At 64.4% G+C, this 21,227-nt stretch carries 20 protein-coding genes; 19 read left to right on the top strand and 1 reads right to left on the bottom strand.

Going from position 1 to position 21,227, the window contains the following annotated elements; all coding sequences use genetic code 11:
• Positions 1 to 44 precede the first annotated feature (44 nt).
• From UC34_RS02175 to UC34_RS02155, 5 genes are all read left to right on the top strand, one after another.
• On the top strand, positions 45 to 992 hold the full coding sequence (locus tag UC34_RS02175) for an N-carbamoyl-D-amino-acid hydrolase (RefSeq protein WP_044453602.1): 948 nt from the start codon (positions 45 to 47) through the stop codon (positions 990 to 992).
• Positions 993 to 1,155: 163 nt separating this feature from the next.
• Positions 1,156 to 2,328 carry an MFS transporter gene (locus UC34_RS02170; RefSeq protein WP_174556776.1) on the top strand — a complete coding sequence of 391 codons (1,173 nt, stop codon included), beginning with the start codon at positions 1,156 to 1,158 and terminating at the stop codon, positions 2,326 to 2,328.
• Positions 2,329 to 2,388: 60 nt separating this feature from the next.
• Positions 2,389 to 2,976, top strand: a complete 588-nt coding sequence (locus tag UC34_RS02165) for a flavin reductase family protein (RefSeq protein WP_044453600.1) — start codon at positions 2,389 to 2,391, stop codon at positions 2,974 to 2,976.
• 267 nt (positions 2,977 to 3,243) lie between these two features.
• Complete coding sequence (locus tag UC34_RS25275) at positions 3,244 to 3,684, top strand: hypothetical protein (RefSeq protein WP_052810862.1); 441 nt, start codon at positions 3,244 to 3,246, stop codon at positions 3,682 to 3,684.
• A 172-nt stretch (positions 3,685 to 3,856) separates the two neighbouring features.
• Complete coding sequence (locus UC34_RS02155) at positions 3,857 to 5,176, top strand: MFS transporter (protein ID WP_044453598.1); 1,320 nt, start codon at positions 3,857 to 3,859, stop codon at positions 5,174 to 5,176.
• A 126-nt stretch (positions 5,177 to 5,302) separates the two neighbouring features.
• Here UC34_RS02155 and UC34_RS02150 read toward each other — a convergent pair whose 3' ends face one another.
• Positions 5,303 to 6,385 (bottom strand): MBL fold metallo-hydrolase, encoded by a 1,083-nt coding sequence (locus tag UC34_RS02150; RefSeq protein WP_044453597.1) that lies wholly within the window; start codon positions 6,383 to 6,385, stop codon positions 5,303 to 5,305.
• A 155-nt stretch (positions 6,386 to 6,540) separates the two neighbouring features.
• On the opposite strand from UC34_RS02150, the gene UC34_RS02145 reads away from it, so the two are divergent.
• From UC34_RS02145 to bioD, 14 genes are all read left to right on the top strand, one after another.
• Positions 6,541 to 6,975, top strand: coding sequence for a MerR family transcriptional regulator (locus UC34_RS02145; RefSeq protein ID WP_044453595.1), 435 nt, complete (start codon positions 6,541 to 6,543; stop codon positions 6,973 to 6,975).
• 280 nt (positions 6,976 to 7,255) lie between these two features.
• Positions 7,256 to 7,738: a PaaI family thioesterase gene (locus UC34_RS02140; RefSeq protein WP_044453593.1), complete on the top strand. Its 483-nt coding sequence runs from the start codon at positions 7,256 to 7,258 to the stop codon at positions 7,736 to 7,738.
• A gap of 109 nt (positions 7,739 to 7,847) precedes the next feature.
• Positions 7,848 to 9,029: an isovaleryl-CoA dehydrogenase gene (locus UC34_RS02135; RefSeq protein ID WP_044453591.1), complete on the top strand. Its 1,182-nt coding sequence runs from the start codon at positions 7,848 to 7,850 to the stop codon at positions 9,027 to 9,029.
• A gap of 57 nt (positions 9,030 to 9,086) precedes the next feature.
• On the top strand, positions 9,087 to 10,898 hold the full coding sequence (gene aceK / locus UC34_RS02130; protein ID WP_044453590.1) for a bifunctional isocitrate dehydrogenase kinase/phosphatase: 1,812 nt from the start codon (positions 9,087 to 9,089) through the stop codon (positions 10,896 to 10,898).
• A 65-nt stretch (positions 10,899 to 10,963) separates the two neighbouring features.
• Complete coding sequence (gene can / locus UC34_RS02125; protein WP_044453588.1) at positions 10,964 to 11,644, top strand: carbonate dehydratase; 681 nt, start codon at positions 10,964 to 10,966, stop codon at positions 11,642 to 11,644.
• Positions 11,645 to 11,816: 172 nt separating this feature from the next.
• Positions 11,817 to 13,001, top strand: coding sequence for an acetyl-CoA C-acetyltransferase (locus UC34_RS02120; protein WP_237165214.1), 1,185 nt, complete (start codon positions 11,817 to 11,819; stop codon positions 12,999 to 13,001).
• 67 nt (positions 13,002 to 13,068) lie between these two features.
• Positions 13,069 to 13,746: an SDR family oxidoreductase gene (locus UC34_RS02115; RefSeq protein WP_044453584.1), complete on the top strand. Its 678-nt coding sequence runs from the start codon at positions 13,069 to 13,071 to the stop codon at positions 13,744 to 13,746.
• A 134-nt stretch (positions 13,747 to 13,880) separates the two neighbouring features.
• The gene (locus UC34_RS02110) at positions 13,881 to 14,486 is read left to right on the top strand and encodes a 2-hydroxychromene-2-carboxylate isomerase (RefSeq protein ID WP_044453582.1); all 606 of its coding nucleotides are present in this window, start codon (positions 13,881 to 13,883) and stop codon (positions 14,484 to 14,486) included.
• Between the two features lie 19 nt (positions 14,487 to 14,505).
• On the top strand, positions 14,506 to 14,913 hold the full coding sequence (locus UC34_RS02105) for a YchJ family protein (protein WP_044453580.1): 408 nt from the start codon (positions 14,506 to 14,508) through the stop codon (positions 14,911 to 14,913).
• An 88-nt stretch (positions 14,914 to 15,001) separates the two neighbouring features.
• Positions 15,002 to 16,609: a carboxyl transferase domain-containing protein gene (locus UC34_RS02100; protein WP_044453578.1), complete on the top strand. Its 1,608-nt coding sequence runs from the start codon at positions 15,002 to 15,004 to the stop codon at positions 16,607 to 16,609.
• An 82-nt stretch (positions 16,610 to 16,691) separates the two neighbouring features.
• Positions 16,692 to 17,483 (top strand): enoyl-CoA hydratase/isomerase family protein, encoded by a 792-nt coding sequence (locus UC34_RS02095; protein ID WP_044453576.1) that lies wholly within the window; start codon positions 16,692 to 16,694, stop codon positions 17,481 to 17,483.
• Positions 17,484 to 17,810: 327 nt separating this feature from the next.
• Positions 17,811 to 19,205, top strand: a complete 1,395-nt coding sequence (gene bioA, locus UC34_RS02090) for an adenosylmethionine--8-amino-7-oxononanoate transaminase (RefSeq protein WP_044453574.1) — start codon at positions 17,811 to 17,813, stop codon at positions 19,203 to 19,205.
• A complete protein-coding gene (gene bioF, locus UC34_RS02085) occupies positions 19,202 to 20,410 on the top strand; it encodes an 8-amino-7-oxononanoate synthase (protein WP_044453573.1) in 1,209 nt (402 codons plus the stop codon). Before bioA ends, bioF begins: the two co-directional genes overlap by 4 nt.
• The gene (gene bioD / locus UC34_RS02080; protein WP_084070305.1) at positions 20,403 to 21,188 is read left to right on the top strand and encodes a dethiobiotin synthase; all 786 of its coding nucleotides are present in this window, start codon (positions 20,403 to 20,405) and stop codon (positions 21,186 to 21,188) included. The genes bioF and bioD overlap by 8 nt, the downstream gene beginning before the upstream one ends.
• Positions 21,189 to 21,227: the final 39 nt, after the last annotated feature.

Below are 21,227 nucleotides of genomic sequence, written 5' to 3'. Positions count from 1 at the left end.
TTTCCGGATGACGGATTGCCTTTTGTTATTTGAAGAGAGTGGATATGAGCAAGAGCAGAAAACTTGGACTGGCCGTCGCACAAATGGGCGCAGTGAACCTGGCGGACGATCGCCGCAGCGTCGTCGCGCGCCTGGTCGAGATGCTGCGTGAAGCGGCCGGACGCGGCGCGAAACTCGTGGTGTTCCCGGAAATGGCCCTCACGACCTTCTTCCCGCGCTACTGGATGCCCGAGGAGGAGGCCGTCGCGCGCTACTTCGAGAAGTCGATGCCCAACGCCGACGTGCAACCGCTGTTCGACACCGCGAAGCAACTCGGCGTCGGTTTCTATCTCGGGTATGCCGAACTCACCCCCGACGGCCGACGTTTCAACACGTGCGTGCTGGTGGGTGCCGACGGCAACATCCTCGGCAAGTACCGCAAGATTCATTTGCCGGGCCACGCGGATCACAAGACCGACGCGCCCTTCCAGCATCTGGAGAAGAAGTTCTTCGAAGTCGGCAACTCCGGCATTCCGGTAATCGAGTCGTTCGGCACGCGCGTGGGCATGTGTCTTTGCAATGACCGCCGCTGGCCCGAGACGTGGCGCGTCATGTCGCTGCAAAGCGCCGAGATTGGACTGGTGGGCTACAACACGCCGTCGATCAACATTCACTGGAACGAGCCGGTGCATCTGCGCATGCACACGCATCTCGTATCGCTACAGGCCGCCGCGTACCAGAACGCGATGTTCATCGCGGCAGCCGCCAAATGCGGTAGCGAAGACGGCCATCACATGATCGGCGGATCGGTCATCGTGGCGCCCACGGCCGAGATCGTGGCGCAGGCCGTTACCGAAGACGACGAAGTCATCGTCGCGTCGGTCGATCTGGCGGTCACCGAGGGCTTCCGCCATCACGTCTTCAACTTCGCAAAGCATCGCCGTCCGGAACATTACCGCCTGATCGTGGAGCGCACGGGCGCCGGCGCCCCGCTGCCGCAGGAAGACATCTGAGACACCTGTCCATATCGCGTGCCGAGCGCACGGAGGAAACATCATGAGTGGCTATGAAACGAACAGCCTGAGTCCCGCGCAAGGGGCTCAAGACCGACCGGGGGTGTCCGCAACACAGGGCACAGGCACGGGCGCGGGCGCAGGACAGCCGGGCAATAGTCCGATGCGGGCGCTGATCGCAGCCGTATCCGGCTATGCCATGGACGGCTTCGACCTTCTCATTCTGGGTTTCATGATGAGCGTGGTCAGCGTCGATCTCGGGCTCAGTGCGACGCAAGGCGGCTCGCTGGTGACGGTCACGCTCATCGGCGGCATCTTCGGTGGCATCGGCTTCGGGATTCTGAGCGACTACTACGGCCGCGTTCGCGTATTGACGTACACAATCCTCGTGTTCGCGCTCTTTACCGGTCTGTGCGCCTTTGCCACGGGCTATTGGGACTTGCTGGTCTATCGATTCCTCGCGGGCCTCGGTCTGGGCGGCGAGTTCGGCATCGGCATGGCGCTGGCCATCGAGGCGTGGCCGGCGGAGAAGCGCGGGCGGGTATCGTCTTATGTCGGCATGGGCTGGCAACTTGGCGTGCTGCTCGCGGCAGTGCTCACGCCGCTGTTGTTGCCGCATATCGGCTGGCGCGGCATGTTCGTCGTGGGTGTGCTGCCGGCGCTCGGCTCGTTCGTGATCCGCAAGGTCATCGGCGAATCGGAGATCTTCCTGAAGTCGGCACGCAAGAAGCGTGAATTTCCCATCAAGACGTTGTTCCGCGACGCCCAGACGACCAAGCGAAGCATCGGCGTCATCATCCTGTGTTCGGTGCAGAACTTCGGCTACTACGGGCTGATCGTGTGGATGCCGGCGTATCTGTCGAAGATGTTCGGTTACAGCCTCGCGAAATCGGCGGTGTGGACCGGCGCGTCGATCATCGGCATGCTCGTGGGCATCTGGATCTTCGGCCAACTGGCCGATCGTATCGGGCGTCGCCCGACGTTCATCGGTTATCAGATCGGGGCGCTGGTGATGGTGTTCGTGTACTCGCAACTGACCACACCGGAAGCGCTGCTCATCGGCGGCGTCGTCATGGGCGTTTTCGTCAACGGCATGATGGGCGGCTACGGTGCGCTGCTCGCCGAACTCTATCCGACGCATGCCCGTGGCACGGCGCAGAACGTGCTGTGGAGCATCGGCCGGGGCTTCGGCGGTCTGAGTCCGCTGGCGATCGGCGTGATCGCGGCGCACTACTCGTTCGAAATCGCGATTGCAGCGCTCGCGGGCATCTACGTCATCGACATTCTTGCCACGGTATTCCTCATCCCTGAACTGAAGGGCGTGGAACTGGAGTAAACCGGAGAAGGCGGGGCGAAGCCGCGCGCCCGCCTTGTCGGCTCCGCCACTGGAGATCGCGTGGAAATCGATTTTGGAGACCTCACGCCTTACGAGCGTTACAAGCTGATGAGCAGCCTGATCGTGCCCCGGCCCATTGCGTTGATCACGACGCTCAGTGCCGACGGCACCGTCAACGCCGCGCCCTTCTCGATGTTCAACATGCTCGGGGAGGACCCGCCCATCGTGATGGTGAGCATCAACCGGCACGACGACGGCGCGCTCAAGGACACCGCCGTCAATATCGCGCGCGCGGGCGAGTTCGTGGTGCATCTGTGCGACGAACGGATTGCCGACAAGATGCACCGATGCGGCGCGCGACTGCCGTCGGACATCAGCGAGCTCGACGCCGCAGGCTTTACCACGGCAGCGAGTGTCGACATTGCGCCACCTCGTATCGCCGAGGCCCCGGTCGCATTCGAATGCACTGTCTGGGAGACGCTGAGTTCCGAGAGTCGTCGGATCTTCATCGGCCGCGTACTGCGCCTGCATGCGCGCGACGGCCTGGTCGATCGTGACACGTGTCGGATCCGTCTGGACGATTACGCTCCCGTCGGGCGACTCGGTGGCGGCTTCTACACGACGACCCGAGATCGCTTCACCCTGTGACGGCCTCCGTCGGCGCGTCGGCGCGTCGGCAACGTCCGCTGCGCCGCGACACCGTCACGACACCCTCCGGCCTGCGCATTCGGCGGCCACGACTCGGACATTCCCCAAATCGCAGGACGAAGCGCAGGCGTGCGGCATTGGGCGGGGTACAGTGCCCCGCCTTCCCAACCCTGCGGTGTCCCCATGAACGCCATCTTCCCGCGAGCGGCGCCCCGCGCTTGTTCCTCATCCAGCGTTGTCCTGCGTCGTCACTCCGGCTTGTTTCTGATGCGACCCGCCGTCGCGCTGTCCGTCGCGCTGCTGGCAGGATGCGCCGCGATGGACCCCGGCAACTGGCAGGTCGTCGGACCGCCATCGTCCTATGTGCGCCCCGCGCCAACCGTCGTCGTCCCTGCGCCGGTCATCGTGCAGCCGGGTCCCGCCATCCTGGCTCCGCCGCCAGTCGTCATCACGCCGGCGCCGGCCATCGTGACACCGGCCCCTGTGATCGTCGGTCCCCGTCCGCCTGCGCCCGTCATCGTCGCGCCCGTGCAGCCTCGCACCTCACGCGACGCCGCCCACTTCCTGCGGGAGCGCTGCTATCTGGAAAAGGGCGGCTGCTACACGTCCGAATCTCGTCAGGGGTACGAATTCAATCCGTACACCGGCGACTGGGACTGGGTGAATCAGACGGATTACCACTGGAAGGGACGGCGCGGACATCGTTGATTTTTGACCCATTGTGGTGCATTCCAAACCTGCGTTAGAGTGTTCGGGTAACTTGAACAGAGGTAAACACGACGTTAATCCGGACTCGCCGCCATAGAGCGGACGCGTGTCGACGACCATTCTGTCGGCTACCGATCCGCCTGCGGCACTCCCAACCAAGCAGGAGAGGCACATGCAGACAACCCCCACCGGTACGCCGGTCATCGATCCGGCGCTGCGTCGCAAAGCGGTGATCGGCTCCACGCTGGGCAATGCGTTCGAATGGTTCGACTTCACGGTCTACGGGCTTTTCGCCGTCGTGATCGCGAAACTCTTCTTCCCTGCCGATAACGATACGACCTCGCTGCTCGCGAGCGTGGCGTCGCTCGGCGTCGCGTTCTTCTTCCGCCCGATCGGCGGCCTGGCCTTCGGTCTGTACGCGGACCATGCAGGCCGCAAGTCGGCGCTGTCGGTGATGGTGCTGTTGATGGCGCTCGGCACGGGCCTCATCGGTATCGCACCGACCTATGCGCAGATCGGCTTTGCTGCACCGTTGCTGATTCTGCTCGCCCGCGTGATTCAGGGCTTCTCGGCGGGTGGCGAGTTCGGTGGCTCGACGGCCATGCTCATCGAGTTCTCTCCGCCGAATCTGCGCGGCTTCTACGGCAGCTTCCAGATGTGTTCGCAAGCACTGGCCGTCGCGCTCGCAGGGTTGTGCGCGTATGCCCTGAACACCGGGCTGACGAAGGAAGCGCTCGAGTCGTGGGGCTGGCGTCTGCCGTTCCTGTTCGGGATTCTGATCGGCCCGGTGGGGTTTTACATTCGTCGCCGCATGACGGAGTCGCCGGAATTTCTCGCCTACGCCGCGGCGCGTGAGCCGGCCCGTCGTACGCCGCTCGCCGATGTGTTCTCGAAGCACTACCGCGCGCTGATCGCGGGCTTCGGTCTGACCGTGGCGGCCACGACGTCGTTCTACGTCACGCTGATCTACACGCCGATCTACGCCGTCAAGCAACTGGGCCTGACGCAAGGCGCTGCGAGCCTGTCGACGTTTACCGCCGCCATGCTGATCGCGTGCCTCTGTCCGCTCACCGGCTGGATCTCGGATCGGGTGGGGCGCAAGCCGCTGATTCTGCTTTTCGTGCTGCTCTACGGGCTGACGTCGTTCTGGATGTTTACGCGGTTGCACGGCGCGCCGTCGATGGGCAATCTGCTGCTCGCGCAGATTCTCCCGGCCATCTGCATGGGCTTCGTGTGGGGGGCATTCCCGACGGCCGTCACGGAAGTGTTTCCGGTCGGCGTGCGCTCGACGGGTGTCTCGATTCTGTACAACATTTCGGTGATGCTGTTTGGCGGCCTCGCCCCGTTCTGGATCACGTATCTGATCAAGATCACGGCGAACCCGCTGGCACCCGCCTATTACATTTTGCTGACGGTGACGATCAGCCTCGTGACCTACGGTCTGCTGGGTCGCGACGGCCGAAACATTCAGGCGTCGCCGCAACACGCCTGACGTCGCACGCCGGAGATCGGCGTAAGCAGGAACGGCGCGCGTGTCGCGCCATGAATAGCGCCCCGCAGATTTCGGTCTGCGGGGCGTTTTGTTTACTGCATCATGAAAGTAAAGCGCTAAGGACGATCAGACCGGCGAGAAGCGCCACACGCCCTTGGTATCGCGCTCGCGTTTGAGTTCGCCCGAGCGCCAGAGCATATGCAGGTGCGCAAGCGCTTCGCCCATGGCGAAGGTGGTTTGATGCGCGTCGAGCTTGCGATGGAACATGATGGGCACGATGTCGCCCGCGCTTTGCGGCGACTTCGCGCATGCCTCGCGCACTTCTTGCAGGCGCGCGGCGTGGTGATCGCGAAGCTGTTGAATTCGCGTGTGCAATCCGGTGAACGGCCGACCATGCGACGGCAGGACAAGGCAGTCGACCGGGAGTTCGAGATAGACGCCGAGCGAGTCGAGGAACAGTTGCAGCGCGTTGGCCTCCGGCTCGATGTCGAAGACGCTGACGTTGGTGGAAATGCGCGGCAGCACCATGTCGCCCGAGATGAGCACGTTATGCTGCTCGGAGTAGAGCGCCATGTGCTCCGGTGAATGACCATACCCGGCGATCAGACGCCAGTCGCTGCCGCCAATGCGCAGCGAGTCGCCATCTCGCAGACGGAAGTAGCGCGACGGCACTTCGGGCACGAGGTCGCTGAAGTACGACTTGCGGTTGCGGATCTGCTCGATCATGGCCTCGTCGACCAGCCCGTGCGCGAGGAAGTGCGCAACGGCGAATTCGCCCCCGGCGTTGGCCGCATTGTTGTTGTCGCCCTCGGACATGAGACGCCCCCAGGCATAGTCGCCCAGCGACATGGCGAGGCGCGCTTGCCAGCGTTGCTTGTCGCCGCCCTTGCAGATCCAGTGTGCGAGGCCGAGGTGATCCGGGTGGAAGTGGGTCACGACCACGCGCAGCACCGGTTCGCCGCCGAGCGCGCTGTCGAACACTTGTTCCCAATACGCCTTGATCTGGGGATGCGTGATGCCGCAGTCGACAACGGTCCATCCCTTGACGCCGTCGATTTCATCGCGCAGCAGCCACAGGTTGATGTGATCGAGCACGAATGGCAACGGCATGCGGACCCAGAAGACGCCGGGGACGACTTCATGCACGGTGCCGCCGTCGGGCAGGAAATCGCCAAGGGGATAGTTCAGTTGTTGTTCGAGGGCATTCACGGGGACCACACTCCAGAGGGACTTGTTCTCTTGTTGTCGGTTGACGCCATCACCGATTGCATACGATGCAAGTTGACGCTAACGTAAACGGCAATTCTATCTGCAATGGTAAGCATTCGCTTAACCCTGTGCTTCACATCGCATAACCCGACCCGATGCTCACATACACGATTACCGACCTCGCCCGCGAGTTCGACATCACCCCCCGCGCGATCCGCTTTTACGAGGATCAGGGTCTGCTCACGCCCGCCCGCGAAGGCCCCGGCGGGCGCCATCGTGTCTATACCGGTCAGGATCGCACACGCCTGAAACTCACCCTGCGCGGCAAACGCCTCGGACTGACCCTATCCGAAATCAAGACGATTCTCGACCTTTACGAGTCGCCGAAAGACACGGTGCCGCAACTGAAAGTCTTCCTCGAAACGCTCGCCCAGCATCGTCAGGTGCTCGAACAGCAACTCGAAGACCTCCACGCCACGCTCGACGAAGTCTCCCAGCACGAGGCCCAATGCCTGTCGCTGCTCGAAGCCGCCGGTGAAGCCGTGCCGCCCATCGCCCGACGCCCCAAGGCTGCGGCGGCCTCTCACTGACAACACCACATCCCGCTTCACTCCCCCTCGCCCTCCGCCCACCCCCAGGGCCGCGGGGACCAGCACTACCCTGACTCCGTTCCACCTGAAAGTCTCTCCGTCAGGGCAGCGCCGGTCCCCGCCCATCCAACGCCCTCACCCCCTCACCCCCTCACCCCCTTACCCCCTTACCCCCTTACCCCCTTACCCCCTCACCCTCTGGAAAGTCCTTACTTTACGTTTACGTAAACGTTAAGTAACATCGGGGCACTCGGCTTCTCACTGCCCTTTCATCGCGACCATGGTCAACGCCCCTGCCCCTCACGCCGCTCCGCTCGACGACGCCGTCGCTGCGAAAATCCGCGCCAGTTTTGACAAACAAGGCGTGATGACCCATTGGGGCGCGCGGCTCACGCATCTGGCCGATGGGTTTTGCGAGATCTCGCTGCCGTTCTCCGACAAGGTCAATCAGCAGCTCGGCTACTTTCACGGTGGCGTGATCGGGGCCATCGCCGATTCGGCAGGGGGCTACGCCGGTTACACGCGCATCTCGCCCGAGCAGGAACTGGTCACCGCAGAGTACAAACTGAATATTCTGGCCCCCGGCAAGGGCGATACACTGGTCGGACGCGGTCAGGTCGTGAAAGCCGGGCGCACCCTGATCGTCGCCACGGCCGAACTGTTCGCCGTCGATCACGGCCAATGGACGCTTTGCGCCCTCATGCAGCAAACGCTCTTCGTGCTGCCCGTCAATTCCGCCACGGCGGCAGGCACGGCACGCTGATCGGTTCGCATCACCGGACGCATCGCAGCAACATCGCTTTAGAAGCCCACTACATCATCGAACATGCGCGCGGGCCGAACGCCACGCGCCACCCTCTGGAGACTGTGTCATGACGACGTTGCCCGGCCTCAATTTCATGCTCGGCGAAGACCTGGACATGCTGCGCGAATCGGTCGCGAACTTCGCATCGAAGGAGATCGCGCCACGCGCGGCGGAAGTGGACCGCACCGACCAGTTCCCGATGGACCTGTGGCGCAAGATGGGCGATCTGGGCGTGCTCGGCATGACAGTCTCGGAAGAGTACGGCGGCGCGAACATGGGCTATCTCGCCCATATGATCGCGATGGAAGAAATCTCGCGCGCCTCCGCTTCGGTCGGCCTGTCGTACGGCGCGCATTCGAACCTGTGCGTGAATCAGATCCATCGCAACGGCACGGCCGCGCAGAAGGCGAAGTATCTGCCCAAGCTGGTGTCGGGCGAACACGTGGGCGCGCTGGCAATGAGCGAGCCGAACGCCGGCTCCGACGTCGTGAGCATGAAGCTTCGTGCCGAGAAGCGCGGCGACCGTTATGTGCTCAACGGCACGAAGATGTGGATCACGAACGGCCCGGACTGCGACACGCTGGTCGTGTACGGCAAGACGGACATCGACGCCGGCGCGCGCGGCATGACGGCATTCCTCGTCGAGAAGGGCATGAAAGGCTTCTCCGTCGCGCAAAAGCTCGACAAGCTCGGCATGCGCGGCTCGCACACGGGCGAACTGGTGTTCGAGAATGTGGAAGTGCCGGAAGAGAACGTGCTCGGGCAGGTCGGCGGCGGCGTGAAGGTGCTGATGAGCGGGCTGGACTATGAGCGCGCCGTGCTCGCCGGCGGCCCGCTGGGCATCATGCAGGCAGCCATGGACGTGGTGGTGCCGTACATCCACGACCGCAAGCAGTTCGGCCAGTCGATCGGGGAATTCCAGCTGATTCAGGGCAAGGTCGCCGACATGTACACGATCCTGCAGGCAAGCCGCGCGTATCTGTACGCGGTGGGCCGTCAGCTCGATTCGCTCGGCAGCGATCACGTGCGTCAGGTGCGCAAGGACTGCGCCGGCGTGATTCTCTATACGGCGGAAAAGGCGACGTGGATGGCGGGCGAGGCGATTCAGATTCTAGGCGGCAACGGCTACATCAACGAATACCCGGTCGGACGTCTGTGGCGCGACGCCAAGCTTTACGAAATCGGCGCCGGCACGTCCGAGATCCGTCGCATGCTGATCGGTCGCGAGCTGTTCGCCGAGACGATGTAAGCGCAGCGACGCACGTCATCACTGTCATTGCCGTCATCGTCATCACCGTCGCCCGGTATGAACCGCTTCCCGAAACTCCTGTCGTCGCAGGTCGCTTTCGATGTCGCCCGCCTGATGCTGGACGGCTTCGACAAGCATTACCGCATCTTCCGCGAGGTATGTGTGGCGGCGCGGGCCTGTTTCGAGGCGGGCGATTTCATGGGCATTCAGAAACTCCAGCGTGACCGCATCGCCTATTACGACGAACGGGTTCGCGAATGCATCGTCACGCTGGAAGACGAGTTCGACGCGCAATCGCTCGACGACGACGTCTGGCAGCAAGTGAAGCTGCACTACATCGGCCTGCTCACCGAGCATCGTCAGCCGGAACTCGCCGAGACGTTCTTCAACTCGGTGTGCTGCAGGATCCTGCACCGCTCGTACTTCAACAATCGCTTTATCTTCGTGCGCCCTGCGGTCGCGACGGAGTACATCGAGAACGACGCGCCGGCGGCCAGACCAACGTACCGCGTCTACTATCCGGCGCAGGACGGCATGGCGGCGACGCTCACGCGCATCGTCACGAACTTCCAGTTGCAGCGTCCGTTCGCCGATCTGTCGCGCGATGTGGGCTACGCGATGCGCGCCATCGAAGAGGCTTTCGGCACGTTCGAGGCCGCGCCCAACTTTCAGATCCACGTGCTCGCGTCGCTGTTCTTTCGCAACAAGGCGGCGTACATCGTCGGACGCATCGTGAACGGGGACGCGACGACGCCGTTCGCCATCCCGATCGTGCATGACGGCAACGGTCATCTCGCACTCGACGCCGTGCTGCTGCGCGGCGAGCACCTGCGCGTCATGTTCAGTTTCTCGCACGCGTATTTCATGGTCGACATGGAAGTCCCGTCGGCCTACGTGCACTTCCTGCGCACCATCATGCCGGGCAAACCGAAGGCGGAGATCTACACGTCGGTCGGCTTGCAAAAGCACGGCAAGAATCTGTTCTACCGCGATTTCCTGCATCACCTGAAGCATTCGAGCGACAAGTTCGTCAGCGCCCCCGGCATCCCCGGGCTGGTGATGCTGGTGTTCACGCTGCCCTCGTATCCGTATGTCTTCAAGCTCATTCGCGAGCGCTTCGCGCCGCCCAAGGAGACGACGCGCGAACAGGTGAAAGCGAAGTATCTGATGGTCAAGCAGCATGATCGCGTGGGACGCATGGCCGACACGCTGGAGTTCTCCAGTGTGGCCTTCCCGCTCTCGCGTTTCGACGACGCCCTGCTCGCCCAGTTGCAAAGCGAAGTGCCCTCGCTGCTGGAGATCGACGGCGACGCGCTCGTCATCCGTCACTGCTATATCGAACGCCGCATGACGCCACTCAATCTGTGGCTGCAAACGGCCTCCGACGCGCAGGTGGATCACGCGATGCGCGAGTACGGCAACGCGGTCAAGGAATTGATGGCGGCGAACGTGTTTCCGGGCGACATGCTGTACAAAAATTTCGGCGTGACCCGTCACGGCCGGGTGGTCTTCTACGATTACGACGAGCTGGAATATCTGACGGATTGCCACATCCGCCGGGTGCCGGAACCCCGTAACGAAGAAGAGGCGATGTCGGGGGAAGTCTGGTACCGTGTAGGCCCGCACGACGTGTTTCCCGAGACGTTCGAGACGTTTCTGACGGGAGACGCGCGCGTGCGGCACTATCTGAGCCAGCATCATCCGGATTTTTTCGACCCCGCCCTGTGGCAAGGCTTTCAGGATCGGGTGCGAGCCGGACAGATGCACGACTTCTATCCGTACGATGTCGCGCTGCGTTTCGTCAATCGCTACGGCGCCGGCCGCCATGCCGACGCCCCGGGTGCGCCGCCGCGCGCGGCGGCTGCCTGAGGCTTGCGCCCTCTGGACGATATCGACGAGACCAGCCAAGGACACGCCCGCCGGATGACACGATCATGACCGAAGACAAAGACCAGCCTCTCATCCATCTGCTCGATAACAACCGCGCCTGGGTCGCCAGCGTGAACGCGGAAGATCCCACGTTTTTCGAGCGACTGGCCAAAATACAGACCCCGGAATACCTCTGGATCGGCTGCTCGGACTCTCGCGTACCCGCCAATCAGATCACGGGGCTGGCCCCGGGTGAGGTGTTCGTCCACCGCAACATCGCGAACGTGGTCGTGCACAGCGATCTGAACTGCCTGTCGGTGTTGCAGTTCGCCATCGAAGTCCTGAAGGTGCGCCACATCATGGTGGTCGGCCACTACGGCTGCGGCGGCGTGGGCGCCGCGCTCGACGGCGCGAAGATGGGCCTCGTCGACAACTGGCTGCGCCACGTACGCGATGTCTACGAGCGCCACGTCGACCAGATCGACGCACTGCCCTCGCGCGACTCGCGCCACGACCGCCTGTGTGAGCTGAATGTCATCGAACAGGTCGTGAACATCTGCCACACGACCGTGTTGCGCGACGCCTGGGCCCGCAACCAGCCAGTCACGGTGCATGGCTGGGTGTACGGCCTGCGCGACGGACTGGTGCGCGATCTGCGCATGTCGGTGAACAGCCTCGAAGCCCTGCCGCGCGTCTATGACCGCTGCGTGGAAGCGATGGCCGAATTGCGTCATCCACGGGCGTAGCGACGCCGTCCGGCATGGCCTCGTGCCGCCGGACACCCCTGAGCCGGTGCGCGCTCGCGTGGACGTGGAAGGACGCAAGCTTTGAATATCCGGGCGTTGGCCGCCCGTCCGAGAGGACAACGGCGCCAGCGCCTTAACCCGTTCAATGCATCAACGAGTCAAGGAGATTGCCATGCAACACGACCCGATCGTCATCGTCTCGGTAGCCCGCACCCCGATGGGCGGCCTGCAAGGGGTTTTCGGCGACGTCGCCGCCCCGCAACTGGGCGCCGCTGCCATTCGCGCCGCCGTCGAGCGCGCCGGCCTCAAGCCGGAACAGGTCGACGAAGTCGTGATGGGCTGCGTGCTGCCCGCAGGCCAGGGACAAGCGCCGGCACGTCAGGCCACGCTGGGCGCCGGCCTGCCGCTCGCCGCCGGCGCCACCACCATCAACAAGATGTGCGGCTCGGGCATGCGCGCCGCCATGTTCGCCCACGACATGCTTGTCGCAGGCAGCGCCGACGTGATCGTTGCGGGCGGCATGGAAAGCATGAGCAACGCCCCCTATCTGTTGCCCAAGGCGCGCGCCGGCATGCGCATGGGGCACGGCCAGGTCATTGACCACATGTTCTTCGACGGTCTGGAAGACGCTTACGACAAAGGCCGCCTGATGGGCACCTTCGCCGAGGAATGCGCCGACCGTTACGCCTTCACCCGCGAAGCGCAGGACGCTTTCGCCATCGCCTCGCTCGAACGCGCGCAAAACGCCACGAAGGACGGCTCGTTCGCCTGGGAAATCACCGCTGTGACGGTGCCGGGCCGCAAGGGCGACACGCTTGTCGAACAAGACGAACAGCCGTTCAAGGCCAATCCCGAGAAGATCCCGACGCTCAAGGCCGCGTTCCGCAAGGACGGCACGGTGACCGCTGCGAACTCGTCGTCGATCTCCGACGGCGCCGCAGCCCTCGTGCTCATGCGCGAATCCACCGCGAAGCGTCTGGGTCTCGCGCCGCTCGCGCGCATCGCCGGACACAGCACGTTCGCACAGCAACCGGGCCTGTTCACGACCGCCCCGGTCGGTGCGATGCGCAAGCTCTTCGAGAAGACCGGCTGGTCGACGACGGACGTCGATCTTTACGAAATCAACGAAGCGTTCGCAGTCGTCACCATGGCCGCGATGCACGAGTTCGATCTGCCGCACGACAAGGTGAATATTCACGGCGGCGCCTGTGCGCTCGGTCACCCGATCGGCGCCTCCGGCGCACGCATTCTGGTCACGCTGATCGGCGCCCTGCGCAAGACCGGCGGCAAACGCGGTGTGGCTAGCCTGTGCATCGGCGGCGGCGAAGCGACGGCCATGGCCATCGAACTCGTCTGACGCCCCCCCGCTCACGGCACTTGTCGCATCGCGCGGCTACCGCCCCGGCTAACAGGACACGTATCTCATGAAAACAGCGCTCATCATCGGCGCCTCACGCGGCATCGGCCTGGAATTCGTACGGCAATATCGCGAGGACGGCTGGCGTGTCTTCGCGAGCGCACGCAGTGACGACGCGCTGGCCGCCCTGCGCGAGTTGGGGGCCGAGGCCCTGAAGCTGGACGTCACGCGTGTGGAATCGCTCTCGGGGCTGTCCTGGCAGCTCGACGGCGTGGAACTCGATGTGGCGATCTACAACGCGGGCGTGAATTCGGTGCGCACGACAGGGCTCGCGCCGATCACGCAACCGGAGTTCGATCGGGTGTTCCACACCAATGTGCTGGGCGCCATGCAGGTCGCACCGCTCGTGCTGCCCTTCGTGGAAGCGGCGGGCGGCGCGTTCGGTTTCCTGTCGAGCCGCATGGGCAGCGTCGCGCTGATGGATTCGAACGGCAGTTGGCTCTATCGCGCAAGCAAGGCCGCCGTGAATTCGGTAGTGAAGGCCGTGTCGCTCGAAGCGCAGCGCGCCACCTGCGTGGCCATGCACCCGGGCTGGGTGCGCACCGACATGGGCGGCGAGAACGCCGACATCGACGTGCGCACAAGCGTGTCCGGCATGCGTGGCGTGCTCGCGCGAGCAACGGGCGAGCGCGCCACGTACAACGGCGCGTTCTACAACTACGACGGCAACGCGCTCACCTGGTAACGCGCGCCGCAAGGACTAGGTCGAACAACGAATAGACGAATCACGTCATTCATAACAAGCTGTTGCCACACCGCCGTATCTTTTGATTCGCGGGCCAGAAACGTCACTCGGAAACACTCGGAAACGGAGCGAACATGACGTCCGCCATCGACTTTTATTTCGACTTCGCATCCCCTTATGGGTATTTTGCGAGCACCTGCATCGACGACATCGCCTCACGCAACGGGCGCGGCGTCGCGTGGCATCCGATTCTGCTGGACATCGTCTACAAGGTGAACGGCACCGGCGCGCCGTTGCAGCATCCGATCAAGACGGAGTATCTGCGCCACGACGTGGAGCGCACGGCCCGCTTTCACGGCATCGACTACCAGCGTCCGACACATTTCCCGATCCCGACACAGGCCGCCGAGCGCGCCGTGCTGTGGGTGCAGGACCATCGGGGCGGCGACCTGTCCGCCGAATACGCGAAGTCGATCTTCCGTGCGCTTTACGTCGACGACGTGAACATCGGCGAGCCGGCCGAACTCGTGCGCCTTGGCGAAGCGCTCGGCATCGACGGCAAGGCCCTCGAAGTCGGCATGAACTCCCCCGCGGCCAAGGATCATCTGAAGGCCGAGATCGATCTGGCGATGGCGCGCGGCGTGTTCGGCTCGCCGTTCGTGATCGTGGATGGCGAACCGTTCTGGGGCTTCGACCGATTCTCGCAGGTCGACGCCTGCCTGAAGCACGGCAAGCTCTGACAACAAGGCAAGACACACCATGGCAAGCCCCCAACCGTCGCAAAACAATGAACACGACGCCTGCCCCTGCGGCGGTCTCTCGTTCGACGCGTGCTGCGCCCGTTATCTCGAGCGCGGCGAGATTGCGCCGACGGCCGAAGCGCTGATGCGTTCGCGCTACACCGCATTCGTTCGTCACGACGCGCCGTATCTGCTCGAGACGTGGGCTGCCCGCACGCGCCCCGCGACACTCGACTTCGACGACGCGCCACAGTGGCTCGGCCTTCAGGTCAAGGCGCATCTGCAACGCGACGACTCGCATGCGGAAGTCGAATTCGTGGCGCGCTACAAAGTCGGTGGACGCGCACACCGCCTGCATGAGCGCAGCCGTTTCGAGCGCACCGACGACGGCCGCTGGCGTTATATCGACGGCGATCTGTTCGACTGACACCGCATTCGCACGCGAGCGTGGTCGTGCGCGACAGCCGCCTGCACAAGCACTCAACGACAACTCACACTCCACCGGATTTCGTCACATGCCGATTCTTGAAAGCAAACTCAACCCGCGCAGCGAAGACTTTGCACGCAATGCGTCCGCCATGCAGACCGTCGTTGACGAACTGCGCGCCCGTATCGCGCAACTGGCCGGCGGCGGCGGTGAGGCGGCACGCAAGAAGCATGTCGGTCGCGGCAAGCTGCTGCCGCGCGATCGCGTGCAGCAACTGCTCGATCCAGGCTCGCCCTTCCTCGAACTGTCGCAACTCGCCGCGACGGGCATGTATCACGACGAGGCGCCGGGCGCGGGCATCATCACCGGCATCGGCCGCGTGTCCGGTCAGGAATGCGTGATCGTGTGCAACGACGCCACGGTCAAGGGCGGCACCTACTACCCCATGACGGTCAAGAAGCACCTGCGCGCCCAGGAGATCGCCGAGCAGAACCATCTGCCGTGCATCTATCTGGTCGACTCGGGCGGCGCCAACCTGCCGAACCAGGACGACGTCTTTCCCGATCGCGACCACTTCGGCCGCATCTTCTACAACCAGGCGCAAATGTCCGCGCAGGGCATTCCGCAGATCGCCGTGGTGATGGGCTCGTGCACGGCCGGTGGCGCGTATGTGCCGGCCATGAGCGACGAGTCGATCATCGTCAAGGAACAAGGCACGATTTTCCTCGGCGGCCCGCCGCTGGTGAAGGCCGCGACGGGCGAGGAGGTCAGTGCCGAAGACCTCGGCGGCGCCGACGTGCACACGCGCCTGTCGGGAGTCGCCGACCACTTCGCGCAGAACGACGCGCATGCGCTGTCCATCGCGCGCAGCATCGCGGCGAACCTGAACCGTCGCAAGCCGGCGACCGTGGCCGTCAGGACACCGGTCGAGCCGAAGTACGACGCGCGCGAACTCTATGGCGTGATCCCCGCCGACACGAAGAAGCCGTTCGACGTGCGCGAAGTCATCGCGCGTCTGGTCGACGGCTCCGAATTCGACGAATTCAAGGCGCGTTACGGCACCACGCTGGTTTGCGGCTTTGCGCACCTGTGGGGCTATCCGGTGGGTATCGTCGCGAACAACGGCATTCTGTTCTCCGAGTCCGCGCAAAAGGGCGCGCACTTCATCGAACTGTGCTGCCAACGCAAGATTCCGCTGATCTTTTTGCAGAACATCACCGGCTTCATGGTCGGTCGCAAATACGAAAACGAAGGGATCGCCAAGCATGGCGCGAAGATGGTGACGGCCGTCGCCACGGCCAACGTGCCGAAGTTCACCGTCATCATCGGCGGCTCGTTCGGCGCTGGTAACTACGGCATGTGCGGTCGCGCCTACTCGCCGCGCTTCCTGTGGATGTGGCCGAATGCGCGCATTTCCGTGATGGGCGGCGAGCAGGCCGCGTCGGTGCTTGCAACCGTCAAACGCGACGGCATCCAGGCAAAGGGCGGTCAGTGGAGCGCGGAGGAAGAAGATGCCTTCAAGCAACCGATCCGCGACCAGTACGAGCGTCAGGGCCATCCGTTCTACGCGAGTGCGCGCCTGTGGGACGACGGCGTGATCGATCCCGCCGACACGCGCACCGTGCTCGGACTCGGGCTGTCCGCAGCGCTCAACGCCCCCATTCCGGAGACACGCTTCGGCCTGTTCCGCATGTAAGCCGTGAGTGGCGCGGGTGGCGTCGGTAATACGCCAATACCACACGCCATACCGCGTCATCGAATCGTCAAGGATTGCCGTCATGAACCTCGCAACGCTCAAGCTCAGTGTCGATGCCCACGTCGCCACCGTCACGCTCAACCGACCGGATGTGCGTAACGCCTTCAACGAAACCGTCATCGAGGAATTGACGGGCACGTTCCGGGCGCTCGCCACGAACGACGACGTGCGCGCCATCGTGCTGGCGGCCGAAGGTGTCGCCTTTTGCGCCGGCGCCGATCTGAACTGGATGAAGAAGATGGCCGGTTACTCGGACACCGAGAACCGCGCCGACGCCATGACGCTCGCCGTCATGCTCAACACGATCTATCGCTGCCCGAAGCCGGTGATCGCGCGGGTGCAGGGCGACACCTATGCCGGTGGCGTGGGACTCGCGGCAGTCGCAGACGTGGTGGTGGCCGTTGACACCGCGCACTTCTGTCTGTCGGAAGCGAAGCTCGGGTTGATTCCCGCCACCATCGGCCCGTACGTGATCCGTGCGCTGGGCGAGCAGGCGTCGCGACGCTACTTCGTGACGGCCGAACGCTTCACGGCGGCCACGGCACAGCGCCTCGGTCTCGTGCACGAAGTCGTGAGCGCAGACGCCCTCGACAGCACGGTCAGCGCGCTGACCAAGGCGCTCGTCGACAACAGCCCGAACGCCGTGAAGGAATGCAAACGTCTGGTGCAGGACTTCGCCGCCCGCGCCATCGACGAGGCCGCCATTGCCGATACGGCCGATCGCATCGCCAGGATCCGTGCCTCCGACGAAGGACGCGAGGGCGTGCGCTCGTTCCTGGAGAAGCGTTCGCCGTCGTGGCGCGACGTTTCCTGATCGAGCGCAGATCGTCGCCGGTCGGCGCCGATCGACGCATGCCGTCGGTTACAAAATTTATTTGCGAGGGGTGGCGGCGGAGATGCCGCAACGTTGACGGCGAGATTTACGAAATTGTCGATAACGTCTCTTTACGGCCAGCAAAACAGCGATTTTTCGCACCAATTCCGCCTATTGCCCTGCCAAATCGCTTTGCCTACCATGCGCCCATCCCCCACCTCCGGCCTCGTGCAACCCAGCGCAGTTTCCTGCGCCGCACCGGCCAGCCGCACGAACGGCGATCGTCGCGACGATCGTTGTTTTGTACGGCCCTCCAAGGAGTCAACGATGGACGCCTCCACGCGCCCCCCCACCGGTCCCGGTGATCTCGCCGCGCGCAGTCTGCGACAGGTCTGGCACCCCTGCACGCAGATGAAGCAACAGGCAAAGCTGCCCCTCGTCGCGCTGTCTCACGGCGAAGGCCCCTGGCTCGTCGATACTGCCGGCGAGCGCTACCTCGATGCGATCAGCTCGTGGTGGGTCAATCTGTTCGGCCATGCCAACCCGCGCATCAACGCGGCGCTCGTCGATCAGCTTGGCCGCCTCGAACACGCCATGCTCGCGGGCTTTACGCATGAACCGGTCGTCTCGCTAGCCGAACGGCTCTCGGCATTGACCGGCGGGGTGCTCGGCCACGCGTTCTTTGCGTCCGACGGCGCGTCCGCTGTCGAGATTGCCCTGAAGATGAGTTTTCATGCGTGGCGCAATCAGGGCCACGGCGACAAGCGCGAGTTCGTGTGCGTGCGCAACGGCTATCACGGCGAGACGCTTGGTGCGCTGGCCGTCACCGACGTGGCGCTGTTTCGCGACGCGTACGATCCGCTGTTGCGTCATGCGCACGTTGTCGCATCGCCCGACGCGCGCAACGCACGCGACGGAGAAACGTCGGTCGATGTGGCGCGCCGCGCTGCCGCCGAACTCGATACGCTGCTCACGCAACGCGAAGGACGCATCGCCGCGGTCATCGTCGAGCCCCTCGTGCAGTGCGCAGCGGGCATGGCGATGCACGATCCCGAGTATCTGCGCCTCGTGCGTGCGCTGTGCGACCGGCACGGCGCTCACATGATCGCGGACGAAATTGCCGTCGGGTGCGGCCGCACCGGCACGTTCTTCGCGAGTGAGCAAGCGGGCATCTGGCCCGATCTGCTTACGCTGTCCAAGAGCATCAGCGGCGGCTATCTGCCGCTCTCGCTCGTGCTCTCGCGCGACGCCATCTACGACGCCTTCTACGACGACGACACCGCCCGTGGCTTCCTGCACTCGCACTCGTACACCGGCAATCCGCTGGCGTGCCGCGCCGCACTGGCCACGCTGGATATCATCGCCGACGACGACGTGCTCGCCGCCAACGCCATGCGGGCGCAACGCCTCACGCGGGGCCTGGCAGCGCTGGCCGACGATCCGCGCGCGAAACACGTGCGTCATCGCGGCATGATCTGGGCGTTCGACGCCGTGCTGCCGCAGGCGCCCGGCGTAGCCGGCGCGTTCGCGAAACGCTTCTACACCGAAGCCCGTGCGCGCGGCGTGTTGCTGCGTCCCATCGGCGCGACCGTGTATCTGATGCCGCCCTACGTGCTGGACGACGACACCATCGACTGGCTCGCCCGGCAAACGCTCGCCGCCTTCGATAACACGATGGGCGCGATGCGCACGACGACATCGCACGAGGAGATGACGGTATGACGAACCATCCCCTGCTCGATCGTCTCGACGCCGGCCTCGCGGAAATCGACCGGCAGCATCTGCGCCGACGCCATCGCGTGGTGTCCACCCCGTGTCAGCCGCACGTGCGCGCGGACGGTCGCGACATTCTCGCCTTCGCCAGCAACGATTACCTCGGACTTGCCGCGCACCCCAAGGTCGTCGAAGCCCTCATCGAAGGTGCACAGCGCTACGGTGCGGGCAGCGGTGCATCGCACCTGATCAGCGGACACTCGCAAGCGCACGCGGCGCTCGAAGACGCCCTCGCCGAGTTCATGTCGCCGCATCTGGTCGACGCTCGCGCGCTGTACTTCTGCACCGGCTACATGGCCAATCTGGCCACGATCTCGGCGCTCGCCGGCAAGGACGCCGAGATCTTTTCCGAAGCGCTCAACCATGCATCGCTGATCGACGGCGCCCGTCTGTCGCGCGCGAAAACGCACGTCTATGCCCATGGCGACGTCGACGCCCTTGCCGCGCTGCTCGACGCGAGCGCCGCGCAGACGAAGCTGATCGTGACCGACGGCGTGTTCTCGATGGACGGCGACATCGCCCCGCTGCCGCAACTGCTCGCGCTCGCCGAGCGCCACAATGCCTGGCTGATCGTCGATGACGCGCACGGCTTCGGCGTCGTGGGCGAGAACGGTCGTGGCGTGTTCGAGCACTTCGACATGTGCTCGCCCAACCTCGTCATCATCGGCACGTTAGGTAAGGCGGCAGGTGTCGGCGGCGCGTTCGTCGCGGCCAACCGCCGCGTCGTCGAATGGCTCATCAACCGGGCGCGTCCTTACATCTTCACGACGGCGGCGGCGCCGTCGCAGGCCCATGCTCTCATCGCCAGCCTGAAGATCATTGCCGGCGATGAAGGGCGCGAGCGGCGCGCCGCATTGCAGGCGCGCATCGCGCAACTGCGTGACTCGCTCGCGCTCACGCACTGGCATCACATGGTCTCGCCCACGGGCGTGCAGCCGATCATCCTCGGCGAGAACGCCGCCGCACTGCACGCGCAGGCGGGGCTCGCCGAGGCCGGTCTGTGGGTACCTGCCATCCGGCCGCCGACGGTGGCGCCCGGAACATCGCGCCTGCGTCTGACGTTGAGCGCAGCGCATACGGTTGCTGATGTCGAGCGTGTGACGCGCGCCATCAATCAACTCGATCGGGACTGGACGGAGCACGCCCATGGCTGAACACACTCTCCCTCTCGCCCTCCAGACGCCGGTCGCACGCATCGCACCGGCGCGTCACGCCTTCTTCGTCACCGGCACGGATACCGAAATCGGCAAGACGCTCGTCTCGTCGGCATTGCTGCATGCGGCGGCACGTCGCGGGTTGGTGTGCGCCGGGCTGAAGTCGGTCGCCGCCGGTGCGTCGGAGCGCAATGGGCGCTTCGTCAACGAAGACGTCGAGCAACTGCATCACGCAAGCAGTCTGAAGTTGCCGGACGACTGGTACTGCCCCTACGTGCTCAAAGACGCGAGCGCGCCGCACATCGCCGCTGCCGCCGAAGGCGTGGCGCTCGATTGCAGCGTGATCCGGGCGGGCTACGCCCGCGTCGCGGCGCGGGCGGATCTGGTGATCGTCGAAGGGGTCGGCGGCTTTCGTGTGCCGCTCGGCCCTGACGCCAGCGCCCCCGACACCGCCGACCTCGCACGCCAGCTCGCCCTGCCGGTGATCCTCGTCGTCGGCCTGCGGCTGGGCTGCATCAGCCATGCACTGTTGACCGCCGAAGCGATCGCCTCGCGAGGCCTGACACTGGCAGGCTGGGTGGCGAATCACGTCGACCCGGACATGCGTCACGTGGACGCCAACATCGAGGCGATCGCCACGCGACTGGACGCACCGTTGCTCGGACGCGTGCCGCATCTGCCGCACCCCGATGCGGCGACCGCCTCCGGATACCTCGACATCGCCCCCCTGGTCGACGCGTCCAGGCATCGTGCAGCGCCCCGAGCGCATGCATGCTGACTGTCGCACCGGCTAACGAAACTACGGAATTCAAGGAAT

It is taken from the genome of Pandoraea vervacti, assembly GCF_000934605.2.
Lineage (GTDB): Bacteria > Pseudomonadota > Gammaproteobacteria > Burkholderiales > Burkholderiaceae > Pandoraea > Pandoraea vervacti.
Note: the sequence above shows the minus strand (reverse complement) of the source record. Positions and strands in the feature narration are given on the sequence as shown.